The organism is Lutimonas saemankumensis (genome assembly GCF_020171465.1).
GTDB classification, from domain to species: Bacteria; Bacteroidota; Bacteroidia; order Flavobacteriales; family Flavobacteriaceae; genus Lutimonas; species Lutimonas saemankumensis.
Genome location: NZ_JAIUZR010000003.1, coordinates 88623 through 114125, shown reverse-complemented (window position 1 = coordinate 114125; position 25503 = coordinate 88623). Strand labels below are relative to the sequence as shown.

The 25503-nt window shown below is 39.5% G+C and carries 26 protein-coding genes; 16 read left to right on the top strand and 10 right to left on the bottom strand.

All coding sequences use genetic code 11. The features are described 5' to 3' along the window. The 4 genes from hemB to hemN are packed head-to-tail and all read left to right on the top strand — an operon-like array spanning window position 1 to window position 4767. Window positions 1-969, top strand: a complete 969-nt coding sequence (gene hemB, locus LCM02_RS01865; protein ID WP_224926617.1) for a porphobilinogen synthase — start codon at window positions 1-3, stop codon at window positions 967-969. 19 nt (window positions 970-988) lie between these two features. Next, entirely contained in the window at window positions 989-2287 is a 1299-nt protein-coding gene (gene hemL, locus LCM02_RS01860; RefSeq protein ID WP_224926616.1) for a glutamate-1-semialdehyde 2,1-aminomutase, read from the top strand. Window positions 2288-2324: 37 nt separating this feature from the next. Continuing rightward, window positions 2325-3350: a uroporphyrinogen decarboxylase gene (gene hemE, locus LCM02_RS01855; protein WP_224926615.1), complete on the top strand. Its 1026-nt coding sequence runs from the start codon at window positions 2325-2327 to the stop codon at window positions 3348-3350. A 55-nt stretch (window positions 3351-3405) separates the two neighbouring features. After that, complete coding sequence (gene hemN / locus LCM02_RS01850) at window positions 3406-4767, top strand: oxygen-independent coproporphyrinogen III oxidase (RefSeq protein ID WP_224926614.1); 1362 nt, start codon at window positions 3406-3408, stop codon at window positions 4765-4767. Window positions 4768-4809: 42 nt separating this feature from the next. Here the strand turns inward: hemN and msrA are convergent, their stop codons facing one another. From msrA to pxpA, 5 genes are all read right to left on the bottom strand, one after another. Next, window positions 4810-5349: a peptide-methionine (S)-S-oxide reductase MsrA gene (gene msrA, locus LCM02_RS01845; RefSeq protein WP_224926613.1), complete on the bottom strand. Its 540-nt coding sequence runs from the start codon at window positions 5347-5349 to the stop codon at window positions 4810-4812. A gap of 167 nt (window positions 5350-5516) precedes the next feature. Further along, window positions 5517-6551 (bottom strand): threonine aldolase family protein, encoded by a 1035-nt coding sequence (locus LCM02_RS01840; protein WP_224926612.1) that lies wholly within the window; start codon window positions 6549-6551, stop codon window positions 5517-5519. Window positions 6552-6569: 18 nt separating this feature from the next. Then, the gene (locus LCM02_RS01835; RefSeq protein WP_224926611.1) at window positions 6570-7472 is read right to left on the bottom strand and encodes a 5-oxoprolinase subunit C family protein; all 903 of its coding nucleotides are present in this window, start codon (window positions 7470-7472) and stop codon (window positions 6570-6572) included. Continuing rightward, window positions 7465-8196 (bottom strand): 5-oxoprolinase subunit PxpB, encoded by a 732-nt coding sequence (gene pxpB, locus LCM02_RS01830; RefSeq protein ID WP_224926610.1) that lies wholly within the window; start codon window positions 8194-8196, stop codon window positions 7465-7467. The genes LCM02_RS01835 and pxpB overlap by 8 nt, the downstream gene beginning before the upstream one ends. Beyond that, window positions 8193-8903 (bottom strand): 5-oxoprolinase subunit PxpA, encoded by a 711-nt coding sequence (gene pxpA, locus LCM02_RS01825; protein WP_224926609.1) that lies wholly within the window; start codon window positions 8901-8903, stop codon window positions 8193-8195. The genes pxpB and pxpA overlap by 4 nt, the downstream gene beginning before the upstream one ends. A gap of 123 nt (window positions 8904-9026) precedes the next feature. Here pxpA and prfB point away from each other — a divergent pair, with 123 nt between their 5' ends. The 8 genes from prfB (at window position 9027) to LCM02_RS01785 (ending at window position 16501) form a co-directional block, all read left to right on the top strand. Then, window positions 9027-10136 (top strand): peptide chain release factor 2, encoded by a 1110-nt coding sequence (prfB, locus tag LCM02_RS01820; RefSeq protein ID WP_224926608.1) that lies wholly within the window; start codon window positions 9027-9029, stop codon window positions 10134-10136. 1 nt (window position 10137) lies between these two features. After that, window positions 10138-10755 carry an HAD family hydrolase gene (locus LCM02_RS01815; RefSeq protein ID WP_224926607.1) on the top strand — a complete coding sequence of 206 codons (618 nt, stop codon included), beginning with the start codon at window positions 10138-10140 and terminating at the stop codon, window positions 10753-10755. 527 nt (window positions 10756-11282) lie between these two features. After that, window positions 11283-12599: a gluconate:H+ symporter gene (locus LCM02_RS01810; RefSeq protein ID WP_224926606.1), complete on the top strand. Its 1317-nt coding sequence runs from the start codon at window positions 11283-11285 to the stop codon at window positions 12597-12599. Window positions 12600-12611: 12 nt separating this feature from the next. Then, window positions 12612-13076, top strand: coding sequence for a RidA family protein (locus LCM02_RS01805; RefSeq protein ID WP_224926605.1), 465 nt, complete (start codon window positions 12612-12614; stop codon window positions 13074-13076). A gap of 8 nt (window positions 13077-13084) precedes the next feature. Continuing rightward, window positions 13085-14185 carry a D-TA family PLP-dependent enzyme gene (locus LCM02_RS01800; protein WP_224926604.1) on the top strand — a complete coding sequence of 367 codons (1101 nt, stop codon included), beginning with the start codon at window positions 13085-13087 and terminating at the stop codon, window positions 14183-14185. A gap of 24 nt (window positions 14186-14209) precedes the next feature. Next, window positions 14210-14665: a hypothetical protein gene (locus LCM02_RS01795; RefSeq protein WP_224926603.1), complete on the top strand. Its 456-nt coding sequence runs from the start codon at window positions 14210-14212 to the stop codon at window positions 14663-14665. Between the two features lie 7 nt (window positions 14666-14672). Next, on the top strand, window positions 14673-15737 hold the full coding sequence (locus LCM02_RS01790; protein ID WP_224926602.1) for a dipeptidase: 1065 nt from the start codon (window positions 14673-14675) through the stop codon (window positions 15735-15737). Window positions 15738-15859: 122 nt separating this feature from the next. After that, window positions 15860-16501 carry a toxin-antitoxin system YwqK family antitoxin gene (locus LCM02_RS01785; RefSeq protein WP_224926601.1) on the top strand — a complete coding sequence of 214 codons (642 nt, stop codon included), beginning with the start codon at window positions 15860-15862 and terminating at the stop codon, window positions 16499-16501. Between the two features lie 224 nt (window positions 16502-16725). Here the strand turns inward: LCM02_RS01785 and LCM02_RS01780 are convergent, their stop codons facing one another. Beyond that, window positions 16726-17634 (bottom strand): metallophosphoesterase, encoded by a 909-nt coding sequence (locus LCM02_RS01780; RefSeq protein ID WP_224926600.1) that lies wholly within the window; start codon window positions 17632-17634, stop codon window positions 16726-16728. Window positions 17635-17769: 135 nt separating this feature from the next. Between LCM02_RS01780 and LCM02_RS01775 the strand changes: the two genes are divergently transcribed. From LCM02_RS01775 to LCM02_RS01765, 3 genes are all read left to right on the top strand, one after another. Further along, complete coding sequence (locus tag LCM02_RS01775) at window positions 17770-18600, top strand: cyclase family protein (protein WP_224926599.1); 831 nt, start codon at window positions 17770-17772, stop codon at window positions 18598-18600. Window positions 18601-18770: 170 nt separating this feature from the next. Continuing rightward, window positions 18771-19166, top strand: coding sequence for a PAS domain-containing protein (locus LCM02_RS01770; RefSeq protein ID WP_224926598.1), 396 nt, complete (start codon window positions 18771-18773; stop codon window positions 19164-19166). Continuing rightward, window positions 19163-19996: an MBL fold metallo-hydrolase gene (locus tag LCM02_RS01765; RefSeq protein WP_224926597.1), complete on the top strand. Its 834-nt coding sequence runs from the start codon at window positions 19163-19165 to the stop codon at window positions 19994-19996. The genes LCM02_RS01770 and LCM02_RS01765 overlap by 4 nt, the downstream gene beginning before the upstream one ends. Before the next feature lie 32 nt (window positions 19997-20028). Here LCM02_RS01765 and LCM02_RS01760 read toward each other — a convergent pair whose 3' ends face one another. From LCM02_RS01760 to LCM02_RS01745, 4 genes are all read right to left on the bottom strand, one after another. Then, window positions 20029-20703: a luciferase domain-containing protein gene (locus LCM02_RS01760; RefSeq protein WP_224926596.1), complete on the bottom strand. Its 675-nt coding sequence runs from the start codon at window positions 20701-20703 to the stop codon at window positions 20029-20031. Between the two features lie 80 nt (window positions 20704-20783). Further along, entirely contained in the window at window positions 20784-22319 is a 1536-nt protein-coding gene (locus LCM02_RS01755) for a YifB family Mg chelatase-like AAA ATPase (protein ID WP_224926595.1), read from the bottom strand. Between the two features lie 78 nt (window positions 22320-22397). Continuing rightward, complete coding sequence (locus tag LCM02_RS01750; protein WP_224926594.1) at window positions 22398-23576, bottom strand: metallophosphoesterase; 1179 nt, start codon at window positions 23574-23576, stop codon at window positions 22398-22400. An 83-nt stretch (window positions 23577-23659) separates the two neighbouring features. After that, window positions 23660-24397 (bottom strand): hypothetical protein, encoded by a 738-nt coding sequence (locus tag LCM02_RS01745; protein WP_224926593.1) that lies wholly within the window; start codon window positions 24395-24397, stop codon window positions 23660-23662. 141 nt (window positions 24398-24538) lie between these two features. On the opposite strand from LCM02_RS01745, the gene LCM02_RS01740 reads away from it, so the two are divergent. Beyond that, the gene (locus LCM02_RS01740; RefSeq protein WP_224926592.1) at window positions 24539-25501 is read left to right on the top strand and encodes a hypothetical protein; all 963 of its coding nucleotides are present in this window, start codon (window positions 24539-24541) and stop codon (window positions 25499-25501) included. Window positions 25502-25503 lie beyond the last annotated feature (2 nt).

The following is a 25503-nucleotide window of genomic DNA, read 5'->3' as shown; positions in this document are numbered from 1 at the left end:
ATGAACAGGACCAGAAGACTTCGAAAAAAGGAAAATATCAGGAGGCTCATCAGAGAAAACAGGCTTCACACGGATGATCTTATATATCCATTATTCATAGAGGAAGGCAAAGGAATTGAGAATGAAATTCCTTCTATGCCCGGAATTAAAAGATATTCACTGGACACGATATCCAAAGAACTTGACGAAGTCATCCAGTTAAATATTCCTGCCGTTCTTCTTTTTGGAATACCCACTGCGAAAGATGAAATTGGCTCGGAGACATGGAACGAACAGGGGATTATTCAACAAGCCATACGATTCATTAAGAAGCATTATCCCGACTTATATGTAATTACCGATGTGTGTTTTTGTGAATACACCAGCCATGGGCATTGCGGAATAATTCATAATAATGATGTTGATAATGACGCTACCCTGGTGAATCTTGCCAAGCAGGTAATATCTCACGCAAAGGCCGGGGCTGATATGGTAGCTCCCTCAGGTATGATGGACGGTATGATCGCAACGATAAGGGAGGCTCTTGATAATAAAGGTTACCCGGATCTGCCTGTGATGTCCTATGCAGTGAAATACGCATCCGCATTTTACGGGCCATTCAGGGATGCAGCGGATTCCACACCGAGTTTCGGAGACAGAAGGACTTACCAGATGGACCCTTCCAACAGAGATGAAGGATTGAGAGAAGCAAATTTTGACGATCAGGAAGGAGCCGACATCTTAATGGTAAAGCCTGCTCTTTCTTATCTTGACATTATCCGAGATTTAAAAAACAATTTTGACCGTCCGGTTGCCTGCTATAATGTGAGTGGTGAATACGCAATGATAAAGGCTGCTGCGGAAAAAGGATGGATCGATGAGAAAAAAGTGATGATGGAAAGTTTACTTTCCATGAAAAGAGCCGGAGCTGACATCATAATAACCTACTTTGCCAAAGATGTTGCAAAAGTGTTGAAAGAGCAGCTTTAGAAAATTAAAAGAGTAAAATATGAAACTGGATAAATCGATAGAATTATTTAACAAGGGACAAAAAAATCTTGTAGGTGCTGTTAATTCACCCGTGCGGGCGTTTAAATCCGTTGGTGGAATACCTGTTTTTATTGATCATGCAAAAGGCAGCAAGATATATGATGTTGATGGGAATGAATACATAGACCTCGTTTTGTCATACGGCCCAATGATACTTGGTCACAGACATGACAAAGTTGAAAAGTCGATTAGAAAAGCGTTGAAAAAAGGATATACTTTTGGTGCCTCGACGAACAAAGAAATAAAACTGGCCAAAATAGTTTGTGATGCCTTCCCGGGTATGGATAAAGTTCGGTTTGTCAATTCTGGTACCGAGGCCGTTCTCAGTGCTATACGTTTGGCACGGGCTTACACAGGCCATAATAAGATTATCAAATTTTCAGGATGTTATCACGGGCACACGGATGCACTGCTTGTTGCGGCAGGTTCCGGGCTGGCCACCCTAAGTCTTCCGGGGAGTAAGGGTGTACCGGATGAGGCCGTAAAAAATACACTGATCGCTGAGTTTAACAATCTTGAAAGTGTAAAACAGCACATGAACTCACATAATGATATTGCGGCGGTCATTTTGGAACCAATTGCCGGAAATATGGGAGTTGTTCAGCCCAGCAGTAAATTTCTTCATGAACTTAGGAAAATTACTCAGGAGGCTGGTGTGCTTCTGATTCTTGACGAAGTCATGACCGGCTTCCGATCTAAATTTGGAGGAGCCCAGGAATTACTTGGTATAGAGGCCGATATCACTTGCCTTGGCAAGGTCATTGGAGGAGGATTTCCTGTAGGTGCCTATGGGGCAAGAGATGAGATCATGAACATGGTTGCACCATTAGGAGGCATGTATCAGGCGGGAACACTTTCAGGCAATCCAATTGCAATGGCTTGTGGAATTGCAACCCTAAAAGAGCTTAAAAGACGAAACCCTTATAGAAAATTCAAAAAAAATGCTGCAAAAATTAAGGATATTCTCCTTAAAGCTGCCAAAAAACATGGTGTACCTCTGCAAGTAAATCATTTTGGATCGATGATCAACCCATTTTTTACCGATAAGGAGGTGATTGATTTTGAAACTGCACAAACATGTGACACCGAGAGTTTTAAAGTATTTTTCTGGCAAATGATGGAACATGGTGTATTCCTTCCTCCATCTCAGTTTGAAGCCTGGTTCCTTTCATCTGCCTTAAAGAAGAAGGACCTGAAAAAAATTGCAGAGGCCGTGGACATATCGATGGCAAAAGTTGCTGAAAAAAAGACAAATTAAGAACCACTAAAAAGACGATTTAATCGTACTGAAAATAATGTATAAAAACGATTTATATTTAAGAGCATTAAGAGGTGAATCTGTAAGCAGGCCTCCCGTATGGATGATGAGACAGGCAGGAAGGTATTTACCTGAATTCATTGCCATTCGAGAAAAATATGATTTTTTTACGCGCTGCAGAACCCCGGAACTGGCGTCAGAAATAACGGTTCAGCCCATTCGCAGGTATGGCATGGATGCAGCCATTTTGTTTTCTGATATTTTGGTAGTTCCCCAGGCCATGAACATTCCTTTTGAAATGAAACCGGGTGTTGGGCCTTATCTTCCAAATCCAATAAGGACGGCAAAAGATGTAAATGAAACCATTGTGCCCGACGTCAAAGATTCTTTAGGTTATGTTTTGGAGGCCATTAAGATGACAAAACAAATGTTAAATGATGAAATCCCTTTAATAGGATTTGCAGGGTCTCCCTGGACTGTATTTTGCTACTGTGTTCAGGGACAGGGATCCAAATCTTTTGACAAAGCAAAAGAATTTTGTTTTACCCAGCCAATTGCTGCGCATCAGCTTCTTCAAAAAATTACAGACACGACCATAACTTATCTAAAAGAAAAGGTTGCGGCAGGCGTGGATGCGGTGCAGATTTTTGATTCCTGGGGAGGAATGCTGTCCCCAGAGGACTATCAGGAATTTTCATGGAAATATATTCAGCAGATCGTTGACGCCCTTCATGAACTCGCACCCGTTATTGCATTTGGTAAAGGATGCTGGTTTGCCTTGGAAGAAATGTCAAAATCAAACGTTTCCGCATTAGGAGTAGACTGGACGGTCAGCCCGCAAACGGCAAGAAAACTCACAAATAATAGCGTGACACTTCAGGGAAACCTCGATCCTTCAAGGCTGCTATCTCCTCCGAAGGAGATCAAAAAATTAGTCACAAAAATGATCGATGACTTTGGAAAAGACAAATACATCGTAAATTTGGGGCACGGGATATTACCGAATATTCCTCTGGACAATGCGAAAGCTTTTATTGATGCCGTAAAGGAGTATGATGCTTAGATCCATAAAAAGGATCTGGCAGGAGATTTGAAAATAAAGGTTAATCTGATTTAAAATGAATAAGGAACTCATTCAGAAATACAATATACCAGGCCCGAGATACACAAGTTATCCAACGGTTCCGTTTTGGAACAAGGAAGGTATTTTACTTGACGACTGGAAGGAAACTGTTGTCAGAGCATTTAAGGAGAGTAATGAAAAAGAAGGAATCAGTCTTTATATCCACCTGCCCTTTTGTGAAAATCTATGTACGTTTTGTGCCTGTCATAAAAGAATTACCAAACGACATAGCGTTGAGCAGCCTTATATAGAAACCGTACTTAAAGAATGGGACCTTTATTGTGATCTTCTTGAGGAAAAGCCTTTGATAAGAGAGATCCATCTGGGTGGCGGGACACCTACTTTCTTCTCTTCCGAAAATCTTCGAAAACTCATTGACGGAATCTTTAAAAGAGCAGATAAATTCAAAGAATTCGAATTCAGCTACGAGGCACATCCCAACCACACTTCTGAAGAGCAGCTAAGAACACTGTATGAACTTGGATCAAGAAGGAACAGTTTCGGTATTCAGGACTATGATCCTGTAGTTCAGAAAGCCATAAATCGAGTGCAAAGTTTTGAACAGATTGAAAGAATTCATCGCCTTTCACAGGAAGTTGGCTATACTTCAATTAGTCACGATCTTGTATTTGGGCTGCCTTTTCAAACAGAAGACAGCATCCGAAATACCATAAAAAATACCATCGCCTTAAAACCTGACCGAATAGCCTATTACAGTTACGCGCATGTTCCATGGATCAAAGGAGTCGGACAACGTGGCTTTGATGAAAATGACCTCCCTAAAGACAAAGAAAAACGTCACCTGTATGAATTGGGTAAACAACTGTTCTTCGATGCGGGTTATGTGGAAATCGGAATGGATCATTTTGCACTGCCCACAGATTCACTGCACCAGGCAATGACCTCCCATAAACTGCATCGGAATTTTATGGGTTATACCGCGGGAAAAACAGAGCTCATGATCGGACTGGGAATGTCTTCTATCAGCGATTCCTGGTATGCCTTTGCGCAAAATGAGAAGTCAGTGGAGGCCTATACGGAAAGGGTAAATCAAGGGTTATTACCTGTTTTCAGAGGTCATTTGCTTACTGCTGAGGACCTTATCATCAGAAAACACATCCTTAACCTGATGTGCAATCTGGAAACAGAATGGAATGTGGGTCTCGATCCCGAAATAAAAGATCAGATAATGGAACGGCTGTCAGAAATATTTGAGGACGGGCTTATCAGATCAGAAGGGAACAAACTGATCGTAGAGGAAAAAGGTCGTATGTTCGTGAGAAATATTTGTATGGCCTTTGACCTTCGTCTGATCAACAACAAACCTGATACACGCATCTTTTCCATGACCATTTAAAAGCGTTGTATATCAAAAACTTCACCGAGGATGGAAGACCCGTTATTTGGTCTTTGCTCCGTACTTCTTCATAAATTTATCTAGCTTTGGATTTATGACCGCTCTGCAATAGCCCTGATTTTTATTGTTATTATAGTAGTTCTTATGATAGTCTTCAGCTTCATAAAAAATTTGAGCCGCTGTTACCTCCGTCACAATGGGATCGTCATAGACCCCTTCTGAGGTCAACTGGGCTATGATTGTATCAGCATCTTCTTTTTGCTTCTCGTTATGATAGAATATGGCAGACCGGTACTGCGTTCCCACATCCGCCCCCTGACGATTCAAAGTTGTAGGATCATGAGTATAAAAAAAGATATCCAGTAATTCTCTGTAACTGATGACAGAAGGGTCATATTTTATTTGAATGGCCTCGGCATGACCTGTGGTACCCGTACAAACTTCCTTGTAACTCGGATTCTTAACAGTCCCCCCTGTATAACCTGGAAGAACAGATTCTACACCTTTCAGCTGTTGAAAGATGGCCTCTGTACACCAAAAACATCCATTTCCAAATGTAGCTATTGCTAATTTTTCGTTCATTTTTCTATTATTTTGAGCATTCAAAGTAAAACTTAACACGAACACCAAAGGTAAAATAAATCCAGCTCTCCTCATTATTCAAATTTTTTCAATTGTGTCGTTACAATTACCTGTCCATTACATGCATTATTCAAAAATTCAACTTCACACCTATTTTCCCTAAAAAATCAAAAATCTATTTTTTTAAGGACCTCCAAAACACGATCGAGCATCTCATCATCAAATTCCAGATGAGTCACCACTCTAAGTTTTCCCTCCCCCATGGAAATCAATTTGATCTCATGTGCTTCGAGAAGTTCCATGAATTTATTTTCATCAAGTCCTTCTTTCAATTGAAAAATAACGATATTGGTCTCAATGGGTTCAACAGCATCCACCCAGTTGGATTCCTTGAGTGCTTTTCCGATAATGGCAGCCCGGCGATGATCTTCTTTTAAGCGGTCTATATGATGGTCCAGCGCATAAATACCTGCCGCGGCCAGGTACCCTACCTGCCTCATACCTCCTCCAAAAAGTTTTCGGATCCTTATGGCGCGCTGAATATTCTCTTCACTGGATAAAAGTAGGGAACCAATAGGCGCTCCAAGGCCTTTTGACAGACATACTGAAATGGTATCAAACAATTTACCATATAATTTCGGATCCTCTTTTTTGGCTACCAATGCATTAAAAATTCGCGCTCCATCAAGATGATAACGCAAATTATTATCTTTGCAAACCTTTTTGATCCTCACCAGTTCGTCATAATCCCAGCAGGCACCTCCGCCTTTATTGGTAGTATTCTCTACAACAACCAAACGCGTCATAGGAAGATAATACTTATCCGGATCATGAATCATTCCCTCCAGTTGCTGAGCCTTGAACATTCCCCTGTTCCCATCGATCAATTTGCAGGACACTCCGGAATGAAAAGACGCCCCGCCACTTTCATAATTATAAACATGAGAATATTTGTCACAGATAAGCTGATCCGAGGGCTGTGTATGCAATTTTATTGCAGTTTGGTTAGCCATGGTACCCGAAGGAAAAAACAAGGCGGATTCGACCCCAAAAATTGATGAAACTTTTTTTTGAAGTTCGATCACGGTTGGGTCAGAATGAAACACATCGTCACCTACTTCCGCTTCCATCATAAAGGAGAGCATCTCTTTCGTTGGCCGTGTAATGGTATCGCTGATTAGATTAATTTCTGTCTTTTTCATAATTTTCAATAATTCATATCAATCCTTAAAACGAAATACGAGCCTGCCCAGAAAATCAAAACTGCTTTCCAGGTCAAACTTAAACATATCATTTTCTTTCTTTTGAGCAAGTTGATTGATGGCCATATCCGTGAGCTGAAGAATTCTTGGGTACCCTCCGGTTGTAGGACAGTCTCGCATCATAATAATCAGTTTTCCCGAAGGAGTCAATTGAACAGTGCCCGGAATCGTGGATGAAGTAATGATTTCCTGATCCTTTATTGGTGGGAACTTATTTTTTAACTGGCAACCCATACGGTCATTCAGGCTTCCAATTTTAAACTGTTTTGAAAAAAGGTATTCTCTATGCTTTTTGGTCAGCCTGTGGAACTCAGGTCCCTTGGTTACTTCTAATTTTTTCGCTTCAAAATGAGAACGTTTCACTTTAATCTTTGAAGAGTATAATTCCATACCCGCCTCATAATTTTCAATTCTCAGACGATCTCCCTTATTCACTCTGCTTTGTGAGGTAATTCCTTCATAAAAGGAATAACTGTCCAATTTTTTTTCCGTAAGGAACCCTCCTTTTACCCCGAGATAAGTTCTTGCTCCACTTTTAAGTTTACCAAAACTAAGTACATCGCTTGTTTTCACCTCGTAAAGTACATTCATTTTGATTGGCTTATCGTTGATTTTGGGAGACATATCTGCTCCGGTAATGACGAGCAATGTAGCATCTTCAAATAATATTTTTGGCCCTGTATACGTCATTTCCATGACAGGAAGCTTTTCGTCATTATTCAGAAGCTTATTAGCAAGAATAGCACTGTATTTATCCATTGCCCCGGCAATGGGCACGCCATAGGCACGGTAACCTTTTCTACCAAGATCCTGAATGGAAGTCTGCATGCCTTCCGATAATATCAATATATTATTATCCATGAATTTCACTCTCCAGTCTGTATGCACCGGAATCTATTTCTTTTTTTATTCTAGCATGTGTTTCCAAATCGATGGGAACAAATTTCACCTTATCCCCGGGAACAGCAAAACAAGGAGGAAAACTATCGGGATCAAAAAAACGGATCGGCGAATTTCCCAGGATGTTCCAGCCTCCGGGGCTACTTCTGGGATAAACTCCTGTCTGAGACCCGGCAATTGCCACGTCGCCTTCATTTATTCTCAATCTCGGTCTTTTCTTTCTTGGAAATTCAAGCTCAGATGACATTCCTCCCAAGTATAAGAATCCAGGCAGAAAACCAATAAAATAAACATCATAGATGACCTTACTGTGCAAGGCAATTATTTTCTCTTTCTTTAACTTCTTCTCCTTAGAGATCAGATCCAGGTCCAACCCGAATTTTTCATCATAGCAAACGGGAATCTTCCAAATCTTATTTGCCGTGATTAATTTCTGGTCCTTGGAATCATAAATTTCCTTCAAATCAGTTACGACCGAAGAATATTTGGTTTTTGAGGTATCAAAAAAGACCGTTAAAGAATTATAGGCCGGGACGGTTTCCAAAACATATTCACCCATATCGACCTGAATCTTGTGCCTGAAAATACTGATGTTCTTAAGTATCTCCGGGTCTATTAGTTTTGGCCACTCCACAAGTACGGCGATACTTCCTAAAGGCTTATATTTTAACTTATATAAATTCAAGTTCTTTTCTTTAATTTGTTTAGTTCCATCAATATCTGCAATGCCTTTGGATGATCTCCGTGAACGCACAAGGTATCAAAATTAATATATAAGTTTTTACCTCCAACCGTCTCTATTACATTTTCTTTTAACATCCTTAAAGCACGCTTCCTGATTTTAACAGGATCATTAAGCACAGCCCTTGGATCGGACCTTGGCAAAAGATTCAATTCACGGTCATAATTTCGATCGGCAAAAGCTTCTGTCATATGAGAAATCCCGTTTTCCTTTGCGAGCCGTTCAAATACAGATCCGTAAGGGACTAAGATACAAAGATCCTTTTTGAAGTGTTTCACCGCCTCGATCAATACGCTTGCCATCTCCTCGGACCTGGCACAAAGGTTGTATAAAGCCCCATGTGGTTTTACGTGAAAAATCTCCACATTCAACCTGTCTGCCAAGTCAATCAGGCTTCCAATCTGCACGATCAGCTGATTTTTCAGAAGTTCCGGAGAAACTTTTAACTCTTTTCTTCCAAAATTCGCACGGTCGACAAATGAGGGGTGAGCCCCTGGTTTAACACCATGCTGTTTTGTCAGTTTCAGGGTCGCAATCATAGAATTATCATCACCTGCATGGCCACCGCATGCTATATTGCACAGATCGATCCAGGGCATAAGTTCGGCATCATTGCCCGTCCCTTCCCCTAAATCACAATTAATGTCCATTTTTCAGACTTTTTTGCCAATAATTTTTAAATGCCTTTGATTCTAATGACAGGGAATAAAAATAAGTCAACAATTTGAATTTCCTAAAAATCTCAATGTCAATTTTTAGTTTATTTTTGCCTCATGGTAACATCGGATCAAATAAAAGACGTTATACAGCGCATTGAAAACCTCAAGGATTATCTTGAGATTGACAAGAAACTGATTGAAATCTCGAATGAAGAAGAAAAAGCATCTGACCCTGAATTCTGGAACAACCCAAAAGAAGCCGAAAAAGTAATGAAGGTTTTGAGAGGAAAAAAGAAATGGGTTGAGGATTACAATCGAATAAATTCAGATGGTGAAGATCTTAGCGTACTTTTCGAGTTTTTTAAGGAGGATGAGGCTTCAGAGGAGGATGTCATCTCTCAGTTTGATAAAACTTTGGAGCTTTTAGAATCTCTGGAATTCAAAAATATGCTGTCAGAAGAAGGCGATAGCCTGAGTGCGATCCTTCAGATCACAGCAGGTGCCGGAGGAACGGAAAGTTGCGACTGGGCGCAGATGCTGATGCGTATGTATATGATGTGGAGTGAAAAACAAGGTTTTAAAATCAAAGAACTGAATTATCAGGAGGGAGACGTTGCAGGAATCAAAACCGTGACCCTCGAGATAGACGGAGAATATGCCTTTGGTTATCTAAAAGGAGAGAACGGTGTCCACCGACTGGTAAGGATTTCTCCTTTTGACAGTAATGCCAAGAGACATACCTCTTTTGCTTCAGTTTATGTTTACCCAATGGCAGATGAAACCATTGAGATCGATATTAATCCGGCAGATATCACCTGGGACTTTGCCAGATCCGGAGGTGCCGGTGGACAAAATGTGAATAAAGTGGAAACCAAGGCCATTTTAAGGCATAAACCGTCAGGTATCATGGTTGTAAACTCTGAAACGAGATCACAGCTGGAAAATCGGGAAAAAGCGATGCAGATGTTAAAGTCCCAGTTGTATGAGATCGAATTGCAAAAACAAAGAGAAAAACGGGACAGTATCGAAGCGGGAAAAATGAAAATTGACTTTGGCTCTCAGATACGCAACTATGTCATGCATCCCTACAAATTGGTCAAAGATGTAAGAACCGGAGAAGAAACCGGAAATGTTGATGCCGTGATGAACGGTGAAATTGATAATTTCATCAAGGCATTTTTGATGGAAAATTCCGACAGAACAAATCCAAAAAACGAACTCTAAAATGTCCGTAGGAATCACAACCGTTATTTTTGATCTTGGTGGGGTCCTGATAGACTGGAACCCTGAATACCTTTATCGGAAAATTTTTCCAAGTGATGAAAAAAAAATGAAATGGTTTCTTCAAAATGTCTGTACCCCGGAATGGAACATGGAACAGGATGCTGGAAGAAGTTTTGATGTTGCCTGCGATCTGTTGATTCAAAAGTATCCGGAATACAAAATGGAAATCAGAGCTTTTATTGATCGATGGGAAGAAATGATTATCGGAGAAATAGAAGATACTGTTCTTATTTTAAATGAGTTAAAAAGATTAAATAAAGTAAAGCTTTATGCTCTTACAAACTGGAGTGCTGAAACATTTCCCATAGCAAAACGGAAATATGCCTGCCTGGGTCTGTTTGAAGATATCGTTGTTTCAGGAAAGGAAAAGACCCGAAAACCCTTTGATAAAATCTATAATATTACGCTGGAAAGATTCAATCTTCAAGCTGAAAACTGCTTGTTTATCGATGACAGCTTTGATAATATAAACAAAGCTAATGATCTGAATTTTAATACTATACATTTTAAAAACCCTTCCCAACTCAAAAAAGAAATTACAATTCTGGGCCTATTGTAATCCTTTTCCTTAGTTTGAATATCAACCGATCCATTTAATTTCGTCGAAATCATCTATCTGTTTATTGCGATACGGCACGCATCCGATCCTGAATATTTACCCCGAAAATTTCTCATTTCGGAATTGGAAAATTTCCTTAGAAAACTCGATTAATTTTCCAATTCACAGACCAATTTACCCATAAAATCAATCATAGATATTTTTTATAATAAACACTTAATTTCATGTTTTTCAAATATTTGTTGATTTTACTTAATTCTTAACTTAAATTACTAAAAAAGAACTCCTCTTCCTCGTGTCAAGGTCCAAATTATTTACACTCATCTTAAATTTCAGCCCAATTTCATCATTCAAACCCGCCTTGATTTTCTCAATTCAGACTACAGGTATTGCATAAAAATTTTCAACCCTTCCGTCGATTTACAACCATTAGTCGACAACTTTAATCCTTCTGTCTATAGATATGTATTCTGACCGTTTTAATTTTTATTTTAGCGTAATCATTTTTCAATCCTTAAAATCAAGCTATGCCTCTACTAATTGCCATTACCGGAATCATCCTTTTATTTTTACTTATAGCGGTATTTAAACTGAATGCTTTTCTTTCTTTTATCATTGTTTGTCTATTGGTTGGAATACTTCAGGGAATGGAACTGGAAAGCGTGATTGTTTCAATTCAATCAGGAATTGGAAATACACTAGGGTTTCTTGTGCTGATTCTTGGATTGGGAGCCATGCTGGGCAAACTGGTGGCAGTGAGCGGTGCCGCTCAGCGAATCACGACCAAGTTAGTTGACAGTTTCGGAATTAAATATATTCAATGGGCAGTTGTCCTGGCTGGGTTTATTGTTGGTATCCCCATGTTTTACACAGTTGGGTTCGTCATACTCATACCTTTGGTATTTACAGTGGCGGCAGCAACCAACCTGCCGCTTATCTATGTTGGCTTACCAATGCTGACTTCTCTTTCGGTTACACACGGATTTTTACCTCCTCACCCGGCGCCAACGGCTATATCAGGAATGTTTAACGCAAGTATAGGAAAAACAATGCTTTACGGAATAATCGTGGCAATACCGGCCATCATTATCGCGGGTCCCTTGTTTGCAAGAACCATAAAAAAAGTAGTTGCCACTCCCTTACCCGAATTTTACAATCCGGTTGTTCTAAAGGATGAGGAAATGCCCAAAATGGGCGTCAGTATTTTCACAGCGCTCCTACCCGTAATACTGATTGGCCTTTCAACTGTGCTCGACTACGCACTGCCTGCCGATTTCCCGGCCCGAAAACTTATATTATTCATTGGAAATCCGGTCATGGCCATGTTATTGTCAGTTTTGGTTGCGATTTATACGCTTGGACTTGCCAGAGGAAAAAAAATGAAAGAAGTGATGGACTCTGTGGCAGCATCTGTTTCGAGCATTACGATGGTCCTGTTGATCATTGCCGGAGCCGGAGCCTTAAAACAAATCCTTGTGGATAGCGGGGTAAGTGATTATCTTGGCAACATACTCAGGGATTCAAGCATATCACCCCTTATACTGGGCTGGCTTATTGCGACACTCCTGAGAGTGTGCATTGGATCGGCCACGGTAGCAGGATTAACCGCCGCCGGAATAGTTTTACCTCTTGTGTCCGGGACAGGTGTTCAACCAGAATTAATGGTTCTGGCTATTGGATCCGGAAGTCTTATGCTTTCCCATGTCAATGACGGTGGGTTCTGGCTTTTTAAAGAATATTTTAACTTATCCGTAAAAGAAACACTTTCTACCTGGACAGTTATGGAAACAATGGTGGGAGTCATAGGGATAATCGGAGTACTTATTTTAAATCTATTTATCTAAAATACAGACACTATGGAAAATACAGTATCGCAAAAAATTAAGGAACTTCAGCTGAAATTCCCTCCACCTCCAAAGCCTGCAGGTGTTTACAGGCCCATTCTGGTCGTTGACAAATACCTTTATGTTTCCGGACAGGCTCCGGTTAACTTTGACGGCACACTCATGCAGGGAAGAGTTGGTGAGGACCTGGATATTGAGGCCGGCTATAAAGCCGCGAGGCAAGTAGGACTTACCATGCTCTCTACAATTATCACTCATTTTGGGGATATTGATCGAGTCAAAAGAGTTGTAAAAGTGTTGGGAATGGTCAATTCAACTCCGAATTTCCAGCGCCATCCTCTGGTTATGAATGGTTTTAGTGAGTTAATGGCAGAGGTATTTGGAAATGAACATGGAATCGGCGCAAGAAGTGCCGTTGGGATGATGCTTCCGGATGGAATCCCTGTAGAGGTTGAAGCCATGTTTGAATTGCATTAATGACGATCATGAAAGACCCCAATTGGTACCAGCTGAATGATACCAGCAATATAAAAAGTCCTTCGCTCCTGGTCTACCCTGACAGGATACAGTATAATGCCGAACTTATGTGTAAATTATCCGGCAATATCAGCAGGCTTCGGCCTCATATCAAGACCCATAAAACTTCTGAAATTGTCGATCTGCAATTAAAGCTTGGTATTGATAAATTTAAATGTGCCACTAACAGAGAAGCCGAACTTCTTGCAAAATGTGGTGCTCCTGATGTACTTTTAGCCATGCAACCCGTGGCAACTGAAATAGATTCTTATTTCAGGCTTCAGGAAAAGTATCCCAAAACTCTCTTCTCAACACTTTTTGATAACCGGGAAACCCTGGAACAACTGGCACGTATAGCGAAAAAAGAAAGGAAAAAAATTGCTTTGTGGATAGATATAAACAATGGGATGAACCGGACAGGGATTATCCCGGGAAAAGAGGCAGAATCACTTTATAAAAGGGCTTCACAGGAAAATTCAATTGACCTCAAAGGAATCCATGTTTATGACGGGCACATTCACGATAATAATTTAGCAGACAGGACGACCCGCTGCAACTCAGACTTTGAAGCCGTGGAAACATTCAAACTAAAACTTGAATCCTCTGGATTTGCTGTCCCGTTTGTGGTTGCCGGAGGAACCCCTACTTTTCCAATACACCAAAAAAGAGAAAGTGTTGAGCTGAGCCCGGGAACACCCTTACTGTGGGATGACGGGTATGCTCAGAATTATCAAGATTTAAAATTTAAATATGCGGCTGTTTTAATTACAAGGGTTATCAGTAAACCTGAAAATGACTTAATCTGCCTTGACCTGGGCCACAAATCTGTCGCATCTGAAATGCCTCTTCCACGAGTCAGGTTCTTGGGTAATCATGATTTGTCCCAGGTAAGCCAAAGTGAAGAGCATTTGGTGTTAAAATGTACAAATCCGGATCAATATCCTATTGGATCAGAACTATATGCGGTGCCGAAACATATTTGCCCCACGGTAACCAAGTACCACTCACTAATTACAGTAAATAATAATAAAATCACTGGCCAGTGGATAATAGGTGCCAGAGATCATTAATAAAGTAAAACATTAAATAATCAAATGAAAAAAATTGTAAATCTTTTGTTTATACTTATCATAATAAGTAGCTGTTCTCAAAAAACAGATGAAAAAGTTAATGAACCGGAAAAAGTGATGAACCAAATCGAAGGCTCCTGGAAACTTGTCTATGCAGACATATTTGAAAACGATTCTCTACAGATTAAAGACCTGGGGAATACGGATTTCATAAAAATCATTAATCGTACTCATTTTGCTTTTTTCAACCAAGACCGAGGCAGCAGTGAAAATTTTATGGCTGGTGGGGGAAGTTATACCTTTGATGGAAAATCGTATAAAGAAACCCTGAATTTCATAGCTTCACCAGACTACAGAGGTCACGTGTTCCCATTTGAGGTGGAGATAAAGGGAGATTCCCTGATTCAAAAAGGGCATGAGAAACTTGAAGAAGCAGGGCTTGATCGCTATATCGTAGAAAAATATATACGAATCAAATAAACGACATATGCTGATTTTCGACGCACATCTGGACCTCTCTATGAACGCCCTGGAATGGAACCGGGACCTCAGGTGGAATATTAACGACATCAGAAAGAGTGAAGCAGGCATGACAGACAAACCCGACAGAGGTTTAAATACAGTTACTTTTGAAGAAATGCGAAGGGGTAATATCGGAATCTGTGTTGCGACCCAGATTGCAAGGTATGTAAAGAAAGGGAGCCCTTTACCTGGCTGGAACTCCCCTCAACAGGCATGGGCTCAAACTCAGGGCCAACTCTCATGGTACAGGGAAATGGAAAAAGACGGGCAGTTAAGGTCCATTAAAAACCTGCAAGACCTTGATGAGCATTTAGTAAATTGGAAAAACTCTCAGGCAGAGACACCCATAGGCTATATTCTCAGCCTGGAAGGGGCAGATTCAATAATTACACCCGATTATCTTGAAATAGCCTGGCAGCAGGGCCTGAGAGCCATTGGGCCGGCACATTACGGTCCGGGAACATATGCGCATGGAACGGATTCTATTGGTGGAATAGGACAAAAAGGAAAAGATCTTTTAAAAAAGATTTCTGAACTGGGATTGATCCTTGATGCAACACATTTATGTGATCAAAGTTTTTGGGAAACCATGGATCACTATGATGGGCCGATTTGGGCAAGTCATAATAATTGCAGGAAATTCGTAAATCACAACAGGCAGTTTGCCGATGACCAGATCATGGAACTTATTAATAGGAAAGCAGTAATCGGAATGGCTCTTGATGCCTGGATGATGGTTCCGGGATGGATAAGAGGAGAATCTACCCCGGAATCCATGGGTGTTACACTTGATCTTATGGTAAATAATATTGACCATATATGCCAGCTTGCAGGAAATGCTGATCATGTGGGCATCGGTACTGATTTAGACGGAGCATTTGGAAAGGAACAATGCCCTTCAGATCTGGACACCATTGCAGATCTTCAAAAAATCCCTGAAAAACTCAGATCCAGGGGTTATAATGAATTCGATATTGAAAAAATCCTAAGTACTAATTTTATCACTTTTCTGAAAAGGTGCTGGAGCTGATCCAACATGGAATTAAAAAGAATAAAATAATGTCTCATTTCAAGACAATTACAAATAGGAATTAGCTAAATTTGGACAGAATAATTTTCATTAGAATTGTTGTTATAAAAAGATATATGAATATGAAAAATTTAATTTTCAGCATAGTTTTAGGTGGAACCCTGTTATTGGGATGTACTGAAAAGAAAACACGTATTGAGCGATCCCATTTTAGTTTTAAAAATGGAGTATTGCTCCTTGATGGTGATAAATATACAGGAATCGCTTATGAAAATTATACGAATGGCAGCCTTAAAAGTGAATGGACTTTATTGAATGGAATTGAGCATGGGCAAAGTACCACCTATTACACAAATGGACAGGTCAATGAAATATCCATTTGGAAAGATGGTGAGAAACACGGGAAGTATCAAAAATTCTATGATAACGGCCAGCAGGAAGTGAAAGGAAGTTTCAAGTTCAATGCCAAGGATGGTTATTTTGAAACTTATTATAAAAACGGTAATGTTTGGCGAAAAGGCTACTATGAAAATGGCAAGCTTGAAGGGGCCATTGAGGATTTTTTCGACAACGGAAAACTAAAGATCCTGATCACCTGGAAAAATGGCACGAAAGAAGGCCCTTATGAAGAATATTTTGATTCAGGCCAGCTTAAGACCTCCGGATATTATAAAAATAATAAGAAGGACGGAACCTTCGAAACCTTTTCTGAAAGCGGAAAGCTTTTGGAAAGGCTTGTTTTTGAAAATGGAAAACCAGTATAAAAAAAAGCACCCTGTTTCTGAATCAGGGTGTTTGCTTTTTCAAGGTATTTAGATCTAATACTTCCTTATACAATTCTTTTTCAATCGCCTGATCAATGTTTCTTTTTAGGGAAATTCTCACATACTTGTGAACTTATTTACTTTATGTTTCACTGATCAATACTCAAAGATACCTCAAACTTTACTATATTTTGACGACAAGCAATGTCATATTTGCCGTGGGATCAGAGAAACTTATCCAGCGAGACTGGCCCTTCTAAAATTGTCTTTATAATTGATCTCTCAGATGATTCAGACTCCCCTGGGTCTTCAGCCTCCTTATAGTGCCATTTTACAAGAGAAATGGAAAAATCTTCAATTTCAATTCCGATTATTGAATTAGGATGAACGCAACTTCCATCATTGAACAAGGGAATATCACCCGGATCGGGAAATCTTGGCCTGTGCGTATGCCCGCAGATAAGCATTTGTTGATTGTTCCTTACAATCCATTGATTTAGTTTTCTCTCTACCCTCACAAGGCCCTTAAAATTCTTGGCGGGACTGGTAGGATCATTAATTCCAAACCATTTTTGAAGATACTTCCAAAAATACCTGACAAAAAACCGATTGAACTTCCAGTGTTTGTAATTCATGTAATCAGCCTGATGTCCGTGAATGGCAAATATAGACCTGTTACTATTTTCAAACTCCAGTAAAAGAGCTTCATCATATTTGAGATCAAAAATTGCGTCTTTATCGGCTATATTCTTGGGAGTAAAAAAAGCTCGCATCACTTTTTCTACCATGATGGGATCACGAAATTCCATGTCGTGATTGCCCCAGATAAGATAAAGTCTCCTTTTTTCGTAGAATCGTTTCAATAATTCAAAAATAGGCCTGTAAGTTTCGTATATAGGCCTAAAAGATTTATTCTCCCACAATTCAATGCCGTCTCCTAATTCTATATAAGTAAAACCATTTTCAAAATACGACTCCATGGCATGAGAGTAGATTTGCATATTGCTTCTAAAATCGTCGGCATAACTGTTATCTCCCTTATGCAAATCACTGAAAAATATAATTTTTGCATCTCGAGGAAAAGTAATTTTCCTGGCTCTGGAAAAAGATTTGTTTAGGATAGAATTGACCATAGGCTTGAATACCGAAAATAAAACAAATTATTCGATCTCAAGGAACTGAATTCGATTTAAAATGAACCAGTATCAAAACTACCACCCTTTTAAAGGCTGCGAAATTTGGTTATATTTACGATAAATCATTATGTCATGAATTTTAAAACGCTATTAGTGGCCATCTTATTGATGGGCATAACAGGATGCCGCGACAATACAAATCAACAAGAAAATCAACCTGATGAGGGAGATACATTTTCTAAACAGCTAAAAATAATTGATCTGTCACATGATTACTCCAAGGAAACAATCTATTGGGTAACAGCAAAAGAATTTGAACTTGATACGGTTTTTATGGGAGAAACAGATAAAGGGTATTATTATGCAGCCAATAATTTTAGCACAGCGGAACACGGAGGCACACATATAGACGCACCCATTCATTTTGCTAAAGGCGCCCAGACTGTAGATGAAATACCTTTAGAACGACTTATTGGGAAAGCTGTAAAAGTAGACATATCTTCAAATGCGATGAATAACAATGATTACCTGATCAGCGTTGATGACTTCCTGAACTGGGAGAAAGAACACAACATGACCATTCCTGAAAAGGCAATCGTGCTACTTCAAACAGGACATGCTGAGTACTATCCCCAAAAAGAAAAATATTTAGGTACCGATCAAAGAGGAAACGACGCCATTGCCCTTTTGCATTTTCCCGGGCTTTCTCCTCAAGCTGCAGCATGGCTGGTCAAAGAAAGAAATATAAATGCCATTGGAATTGACACCCCAAGTATCGATTTTGGACAATCACAGGATTTTCAGAGCCATGTGATCCTACTCTCTGAGAACATTCCTGCCTTTGAAAATCTTACAAATCTGAATCAACTGCCCGATACGGATTTTGAGATCATCGCCCTGCCTATGAAAATAAAAGGAGGAAGCGGAGCACCCCTTCGGATCATCGCAATTGTAAAAGACTGATTACAAGACTATTTTGTCAATAAACAGAAGGTTTCCGATTAAATATTCCAAATAATTACTATCTTTAAAAGTGCTGGAAACTTGGAAGAAGATCCTCAGGCCTTTTTCACGGAACCCTTTTTAAGAAGGAACTTCCGGACACTGTTTTCAAGATTAAATCAAACTAAGCCATGCGATCCAGGGAAATTGAAGTCATTTTAAGCCGCCAACTGGCAGATTCATTGTCGACTCCTGTTTTTATTGTAGACACGATTGGAAACCTCATTTTTTATAATGAATCTGCGGAAAAATTACTCGGATTGCGATATGAGGAAACAGGTACTATGCCGGTTGCTGAATGGTCTTCTATTTTTACTCCAAGAGATGATGAGGGAAATATACTTCCTCCTGAAGAACTACCCCTGGTTAAAACCCTTTCAAAGCAGGTACCTGCTCATGGCGAATTCTGGATCGAGAGTTTGAAAGGAAAAAATCATAAAATTTCGGTCACCTCCTTCCCTATTATGGGGCGGCCTCATCGATTCATGGGTGGAATAGCAATATTTTGGAAAACAAAGGAAGAATGAAAATCACAATCTGGGGTTGCCGGGGCTCTATGCCATCTCCCGGGCCTGATAAATTATTTTTTGGCGGAAATACCTCCTGCGTTCAGATTGAGCATAAAAATACTTGTTTAATATTGGATGGAGGGTCAGGCATTATAAGGCTTGGTAGAAATCTTCCCGAGAACATTAAAGAGGTTAACATTCTTCTTACGCATCTACACCTGGACCATATCATGGGCCTGGGTTATTTTTCTCCGCTCTATGACCCTGACTGCAAAGTAAAGATCTGGGGGCCCTCGGGCTCGATGGAAAGTTTTATCAGCAAGCTCATGCGCTATTTTTCACCTCCTCTTTTTCCTGTGAGATTAAAGGAATTACCAGCGGATATCCAGATAAATGAAATTGAAAACACAACTTTTAATATAAATGATATCACAGTTATATCAGAATATATATGCCATCCGGGCCCTACTGTTGGCTACCGATGTGAAATAGATAATATTATCATTTCTTACATGCCCGATCACGAACCGTTGTTGGGTTCAAGCAACTTTCCAAATTCAGCCGAATGGTGCAGCGGATTTAATATTGCGAAAGAGGCTGATTTACTTTTTCATGACGCCCAGTACGATAGTGCGGAATATGATCGTCGCATTGGCTGGGGGCATTGCTCAATCAAAGATGCCATTGAATTTGGAAATCTCTCCAAAGTAAAAAAAATGGTTCTCTTCCATCACGATCCGACAAATTCAGATGAACAATTGGAAGCAATGTTCAATGAAAACGTTGAAAATAAAAACCTGAATTTTGTAGTGGTAATGGGAAAAGAGAACGATGTGTTTTTTCTATGAAGGTTCGACTTTAAACAAGAAAATTACACGGATCATTCATAATCTGCAGCCATTAGATTTTGTCCTGTGACATAATTAAACCCGTCAAGGATAAGCTGAAATGTCCAGTCGAGCTCTTCCATTGTTTGAGGTGTATATAGCAAGACAAATCCTTCCCATCCTTCTCTGCCTTCAAGCGCAAAGGGATGATAAGTGGCCCAGCCCTTTTCTACTGCCTCAAAACTTCGGGATGGTTCCAAAAAGATATGCAAACTACCATCATCATGAATGTGACCAAATTCGCGGCCTCCAATAAAATTGGGCTCAAAAACGATTATTTCTTCAGTTAACCACATTCCATGTGAACCCCCTACAACCGATGTTTGATTCTCAATTCCAGGTATGGAAAAAACTCTTCGAATTAATTCTTCATTAACTTCAGCAACAGGTTCAACACCAATCTGAACGTGAGGTATACCTGTAGTGGTTTCAGGGCGGGAAATTGCCCGTTGAGGTAATTCTACAATCGTAATTTCCTCTGGTGACATATCAAAAGTAGCCATATTGATATTTACTCCTTCAAGATTTGTCGTATTAACTTCATTGCCACGAGCCACATTGGCATCATCTCCATTACATGAAACCAATACAATTAGAATCAAAGACTTCGCAATCAAACTGATTCCTTTATTATTTAATATTTTTCTGAGCAGTAATGACAATTTCAAGTGTATTAATTCAGACAAAGATAATAAAATTGCAATTTCTACTATAAATGTCTGAATGACAATTATTTACAGTCTTATTATCATATCAGCCACCCTTCTCTGTCCAAGTTTCTGTACTGAATAGCCTCCTTTAAATGGTCGGAAGAAATGCATTCAAATCCTTCCAAGTCTGCAATAGACCTCGAAACTTTTAAAATTCGATCATAAGCTCTGGCTGACAGATTTAAGTTTTGCATAGCTCTTTTTAATATTCTTTTTGATTCTTCATTTAATTCACAATGGACACGAATATGTTTTACGTTCATCTGGGCATTACAATGCACCCTTTCCATACTTGAAAATCTTCGGTTTTGAATTTCACGTGCTTTAATAACCCTCTCTCGAATCATCCTGCTGGATTCTTCTTTGCTTTGATCAGAGAGTTTTTCAAACGGAACCGGTTGCACCTCGATATGCATGTCAATTCTATCCAATAAGGGCCCCGATATTTTACCTAAATATCGCTTCATACTTAACATAGAATTTATGCCTTGACCCTTTACAGCAAAGTTCCCATTGGGACTCGGATTCATACTTGCCACAAACATAAAATTACTGGGATAAGTCACCTTTAGTTTGACCCTTGAAATAGTGAGTTCACCTTCTTCAAGTGGTTGTCTCAATACTTCTAACGCACTTCTGCTAAATTCAGGTAATTCATCGAGAAAAAGAACTCCGTTATGTGCCAGGGACATTTCCCCTGGTTTTGGATAAAATCCACCCCCGACCAAGCCGGCTTTGGTGATGGTATGGTGTGGAGCCCTGAATGGACGGCTCCGAATCAATCCCTTTTCGCCTTTTATTCTGCCCGAAATGGAGTGGATTTTTGTCGTTTCCAGCATTTCTTTACGTGTCATTGGTGGTAAAATCGTTGTCAGACGATTTGCCATCATGCTCTTTCCCGCCCCCGGAGGGCCAATTAGCATAAGATTATGTCCTCCAGCAGCAGCAATTTCCATACACCTTTTTACCATCGACTGGCCTCTGACATCCGCAAAATCAAGATCATCTTCAGGTAAATCCTTCTTCTCAGTATGATCCGGGTTAATTTGAAATCGCTCCACAGATTCCTTTCCACTTAAAAAACCAATAACCTCTTTTAGGTTTCGCATGGGATATATCTCCAAACTCTTAACCAGGCTGGCCTCCTGGCCGTTATCATAAGGAACAATGACTCCTTTGAACCCTTTACTTCTGGCCATCAAGGAAATGGGGAGTATACCGCTTATAGAGTTGATACTGCCATCCAATGACAATTCTCCCATGATTATAAAATCCTTTAATCGTGAGCTGTTTATCTGGCCGGAAGCGGCCATGATCCCTAAGGCAATGGTTAAATCATAAGAAGCTCCCTCCTTCTTCAGATCGGCCGGGGCCATATTAACAGTAATTTTTTTTCCAGGAAATTTAAACCCCGAATTCTTTAAAGCTGCTGAAATTCTGTAACCGCTTTCTCGAATGGCATTATCCGGCAATCCTACAAGATGGTATGCAATTCCCCTGTCGATATTAACCTCAACGGTAACCAAAACACCGTGAATTCCAACCACGGCACTTCCATAAACTTTAGTCAGCATTTCGAAAACAGTTTACTTATCTGTCCCCTAATCGATTAAAGTAAACATGAAAAAAATATCTGGAAAAGAATAATCAGGTTATTCCAATGGGGAAACCACACCTTCACTGTCAATTTTAAAGGTTTCTGTGCTTCTCCTGTTTCTTTTGATAAAAAGCAGTTCTGTAGCTGCATCATCTAAATCTGTTGTCAGCAATTTTCCATCGTATTTCCTGGTGATCGTTTTGCGTGTGGTATGAGCGACAATATGTACCTTGGACTTGTATTTCTTTAGCATGGCATTAAGTTGAACATCCAGGGTATCCTGTAACACATAACCCCTGTACCAATACGGCCCGTTTTCATAAAAAAAGAAATCCCGCATACGATACCATCGTTCCACATCGTACTTCGTGCTATCGGGAAATTCCTGTGTAAGTTCCAAATACATAGGATCCTTCATATAATAGGAAACCGCTTCGTTAAAAGAATTTAGTGTAAAGGTTCCCAGATCAACGATTCCTCCGTGAGCAAAAATGAACTGATCTATTTTCAGTACCGAAGGCTTGCCACTGAGCCACAAACCCAATAAAGAATTCTGTGGATGAAACATTTGATCATAAGTCACTTTATGCCCGATAGCAATATTTTTCTCTTTGACATTGAGATATCTCAAATCTTTGGTCATAGTCATAATTTCGTGATTTCCTAAAACCAGATGCACCTTCCCTCCGGCAGATTTGGCCTGATCCTCTAATCGATAAATAAACCACAGCACCTTAGTTACCTGAGATCCCCGATCAAAAAGATCACCCAAAAAAACCAAATGTGCTTCTCCGGCGATCCAGTTGAGGTCCATATCAATCACTTTCGATTTCTGCAATAAAGTGATCAACTGAGGATATCTCCCGTGAACATCCCCAACCACATAAATTGAATTTACATTTTTGTAAACCGTTTTCAGGTCCGTTTCAGGCTTTTTTAGCACCACCTCATGCATGCCGTCCTTTTCTCCTCCAAATTTTAAAATCAAATCTTGTTTAATTTTGGCATCCAATTCAACCGAGTGAACTCTGGAAGATTCAGTAAACCCTTTGGCGAAAGGTGTTTTACCTCGCCTGGATATTTCAAAATAACCGCTGTCCTTGACCTGAGTGATCCAATGAACCTTAAGCCCGCTGTCAATTTTGACAAATAGGGAATTCGTGCCACTGAAATCAAAATTTCGCGAATTTTTATTCGAAGAAAAATCATCATGTGAATGAAATCCAAGCGCCATAAGACAAATGAATAAAAGGACTGAAATAAATATTTTTACTTTGATTCTCATCTGATCCGCATCATCATAATTTCTTTTTATCCCTAACGGTCAATTTTGAACATTGACAAATGAATGTCGTCAAGCCCTACATTATCAAAAGGATATTCCATCTGATCCTGAATATTGTAAAGTGAAATCAAAATAAATTCACTAAAGAGGACAATAAATACAGTTACCCACTTATCTGCTTCCATACCAACTCTGAATAGTATAGCGGGTGCATAAATCAAAGGGAAAATATAAATGAAAAACTCACAATAGGCTTTTAGGCTTACTGGTGTTCTGTGGGTATTGATGGCATGCAGATTTTCTATGGATTCATGCAGATCATTAAGATACTTCCAAATTTTATCTTTTAATCCTTTGGAAATTAATGTATCTTTGGAAGTAACGAATAGATAGACCTTATTGATACTTTCATCTAGTTTCTCTGTGGTATGCTCGTTTTCCTCAAGATGAACCATAGTTTTATCACTGATTTCGACAAGTATCTGTGCTGCTTCTTCTTTATCTTCCTCGGTTAAGCCTGGGGCAAAAATGAAATAGTAAGATAAGGTTTTAAGCGAGCTTCTGAATTGGCTTAAGTGCTGAAGCGCCTTTTCACGTCGCCTGAAGGATCCGCGAATATTAAACACTAACGGAAATATAATAGCTATACTCAGCAAAGTCAGATCTATATCGTATGAAAACTCAAACGTAAAGGAGGCAATCAGAACCGCTATCGCTATAAGTAGCGAGATGTATGTTCTTTTGTTGATTATGGTTACATATTTATTCATCTCGGTAGGATTGGGAAGAATGTCTAATTTAAATACAAAATTATCAAAAAGCAAATTATATACTACTTCATTTTACTGAATGTCATTGTTTTAAACTGTATACAAGGGCAGGAAACAAAAAAGGATTCAGATACGATCAAGGTGTCAAAATTATTTAGAACTGATGATAACCTAGAGCTCAAATTAACCTTTTCAAGAAAAGAATTGAAAAAGGAAACAAATGACAGTACCTATACGGTAACCCGATTTGCCTACAGGACCAAAGATGGAAACTGGGACAGTTTGACCACTGAAATAAGGGTAAGAGGCAATTACAGGCTTAAAAAATGCACCTTTCCCCCTTTAAAATTTAAAATCCCTAAAACGGAAAGAAAAGGAACCATTTTTAGCGGAAACAAAAAATTAAAGATCGTCTTTCCCTGTTCCAGCCTGGGAGGCAGCAATGATTATGTGGTTAAGGAATATATGGCTTATAAATTGTATGAAATAGTGTCTCCATATCATTATAAGGTTCGACTGGCTGATATATTATTTGAAGACCAGAAAGAAAAGAAAGCCAAAACCTATGAATTCAAGGGAATCATTATTGAGGATATAGAAAAAGTGGCCGACAGATATGGAGGCAAAGTAATCAAAAGAGGTATACACCCTCTGAATATGGATGACCTCAGCTCCGTTCAGAATGCATTCTTTCAATATATGATTGGAAATACGGATTATTCAACCTCAGGGCAGCACAACGAAAAACTTATATATGTAAATAAGAAGATAATTCCTGTTCCATTTGACTTCGATATGTCAGGCCTGGTCAATACCAATTATTCTGTTGTTTCTCAAATTGGTGGTGAAAGCCTTCCGATAGAATCGGTCACAGAAAGGCTATACAGAGGGTTTGAGAGAGATTCAAAGGTGATTTCAATCGTTCGACAACAATATGTGACAAATGAAAAAGAATTTTTCGAAGTGATGAACAACTGTAAGGATCAATTTGAAAGCCAGCGGGCCTTCGAGGAATCAAATGAATTTCTGCAAAGTTTTTTCAATATTTTGAAGGATGACCAGAAATTTGATAAACACATTATGCAAAAACTCCGAACGGAATGATC

Bases quoted from the DNA above. Each gene is read 5' to 3' on its own strand.
- LCM02_RS01810 (WP_224926606.1), top strand. From the start codon at position 11,283: ATGCCTCTACTAATTGCCATTACCGGAATCATCCTTTTATTTTTACTT.
- LCM02_RS01765 (WP_224926597.1), top strand. From the start codon at position 19,163: ATGAAAATCACAATCTGGGGTTGCCGGGGCTCTATGCCATCTCCCGGG.
- msrA (WP_224926613.1), bottom strand. From the start codon at position 5,349: ATGAACGAAAAATTAGCAATAGCTACATTTGGAAATGGATGTTTTTGG.
- LCM02_RS01785 (WP_224926601.1), top strand. From the start codon at position 15,860: ATGAAAAATTTAATTTTCAGCATAGTTTTAGGTGGAACCCTGTTATTG.
- LCM02_RS01770 (WP_224926598.1), top strand. From the start codon at position 18,771: ATGCGATCCAGGGAAATTGAAGTCATTTTAAGCCGCCAACTGGCAGAT.
- LCM02_RS01800 (WP_224926604.1), top strand. From the start codon at position 13,085: ATGAAAGACCCCAATTGGTACCAGCTGAATGATACCAGCAATATAAAA.
- LCM02_RS01750 (WP_224926594.1), bottom strand. From the start codon at position 23,576: ATGGCGCTTGGATTTCATTCACATGATGATTTTTCTTCGAATAAAAAT.
- LCM02_RS01795 (WP_224926603.1), top strand. From the start codon at position 14,210: ATGAAAAAAATTGTAAATCTTTTGTTTATACTTATCATAATAAGTAGC.
- LCM02_RS01755 (WP_224926595.1), bottom strand. From the start codon at position 22,319: ATGCTGACTAAAGTTTATGGAAGTGCCGTGGTTGGAATTCACGGTGTT.
- LCM02_RS01775 (WP_224926599.1), top strand. From the start codon at position 17,770: ATGAATTTTAAAACGCTATTAGTGGCCATCTTATTGATGGGCATAACA.
- LCM02_RS01815 (WP_224926607.1), top strand. From the start codon at position 10,138: ATGTCCGTAGGAATCACAACCGTTATTTTTGATCTTGGTGGGGTCCTG.
- LCM02_RS01805 (WP_224926605.1), top strand. From the start codon at position 12,612: ATGGAAAATACAGTATCGCAAAAAATTAAGGAACTTCAGCTGAAATTC.
- hemL (WP_224926616.1), top strand. From the start codon at position 989: ATGAAACTGGATAAATCGATAGAATTATTTAACAAGGGACAAAAAAAT.
- hemE (WP_224926615.1), top strand. From the start codon at position 2,325: ATGTATAAAAACGATTTATATTTAAGAGCATTAAGAGGTGAATCTGTA.
- LCM02_RS01840 (WP_224926612.1), bottom strand. From the start codon at position 6,551: ATGAAAAAGACAGAAATTAATCTAATCAGCGATACCATTACACGGCCA.
- prfB (WP_224926608.1), top strand. From the start codon at position 9,027: ATGGTAACATCGGATCAAATAAAAGACGTTATACAGCGCATTGAAAAC.
- LCM02_RS01835 (WP_224926611.1), bottom strand. From the start codon at position 7,472: ATGGATAATAATATATTGATATTATCGGAAGGCATGCAGACTTCCATT.
- LCM02_RS01780 (WP_224926600.1), bottom strand. From the start codon at position 17,634: ATGGTCAATTCTATCCTAAACAAATCTTTTTCCAGAGCCAGGAAAATT.
- hemB (WP_224926617.1), top strand. From the start codon at position 1: ATGAACAGGACCAGAAGACTTCGAAAAAAGGAAAATATCAGGAGGCTC.
- pxpA (WP_224926609.1), bottom strand. From the start codon at position 8,903: ATGGACATTAATTGTGATTTAGGGGAAGGGACGGGCAATGATGCCGAA.
- hemN (WP_224926614.1), top strand. From the start codon at position 3,406: ATGAATAAGGAACTCATTCAGAAATACAATATACCAGGCCCGAGATAC.
- LCM02_RS01790 (WP_224926602.1), top strand. From the start codon at position 14,673: ATGCTGATTTTCGACGCACATCTGGACCTCTCTATGAACGCCCTGGAA.
- LCM02_RS01745 (WP_224926593.1), bottom strand. From the start codon at position 24,397: ATGAATAAATATGTAACCATAATCAACAAAAGAACATACATCTCGCTA.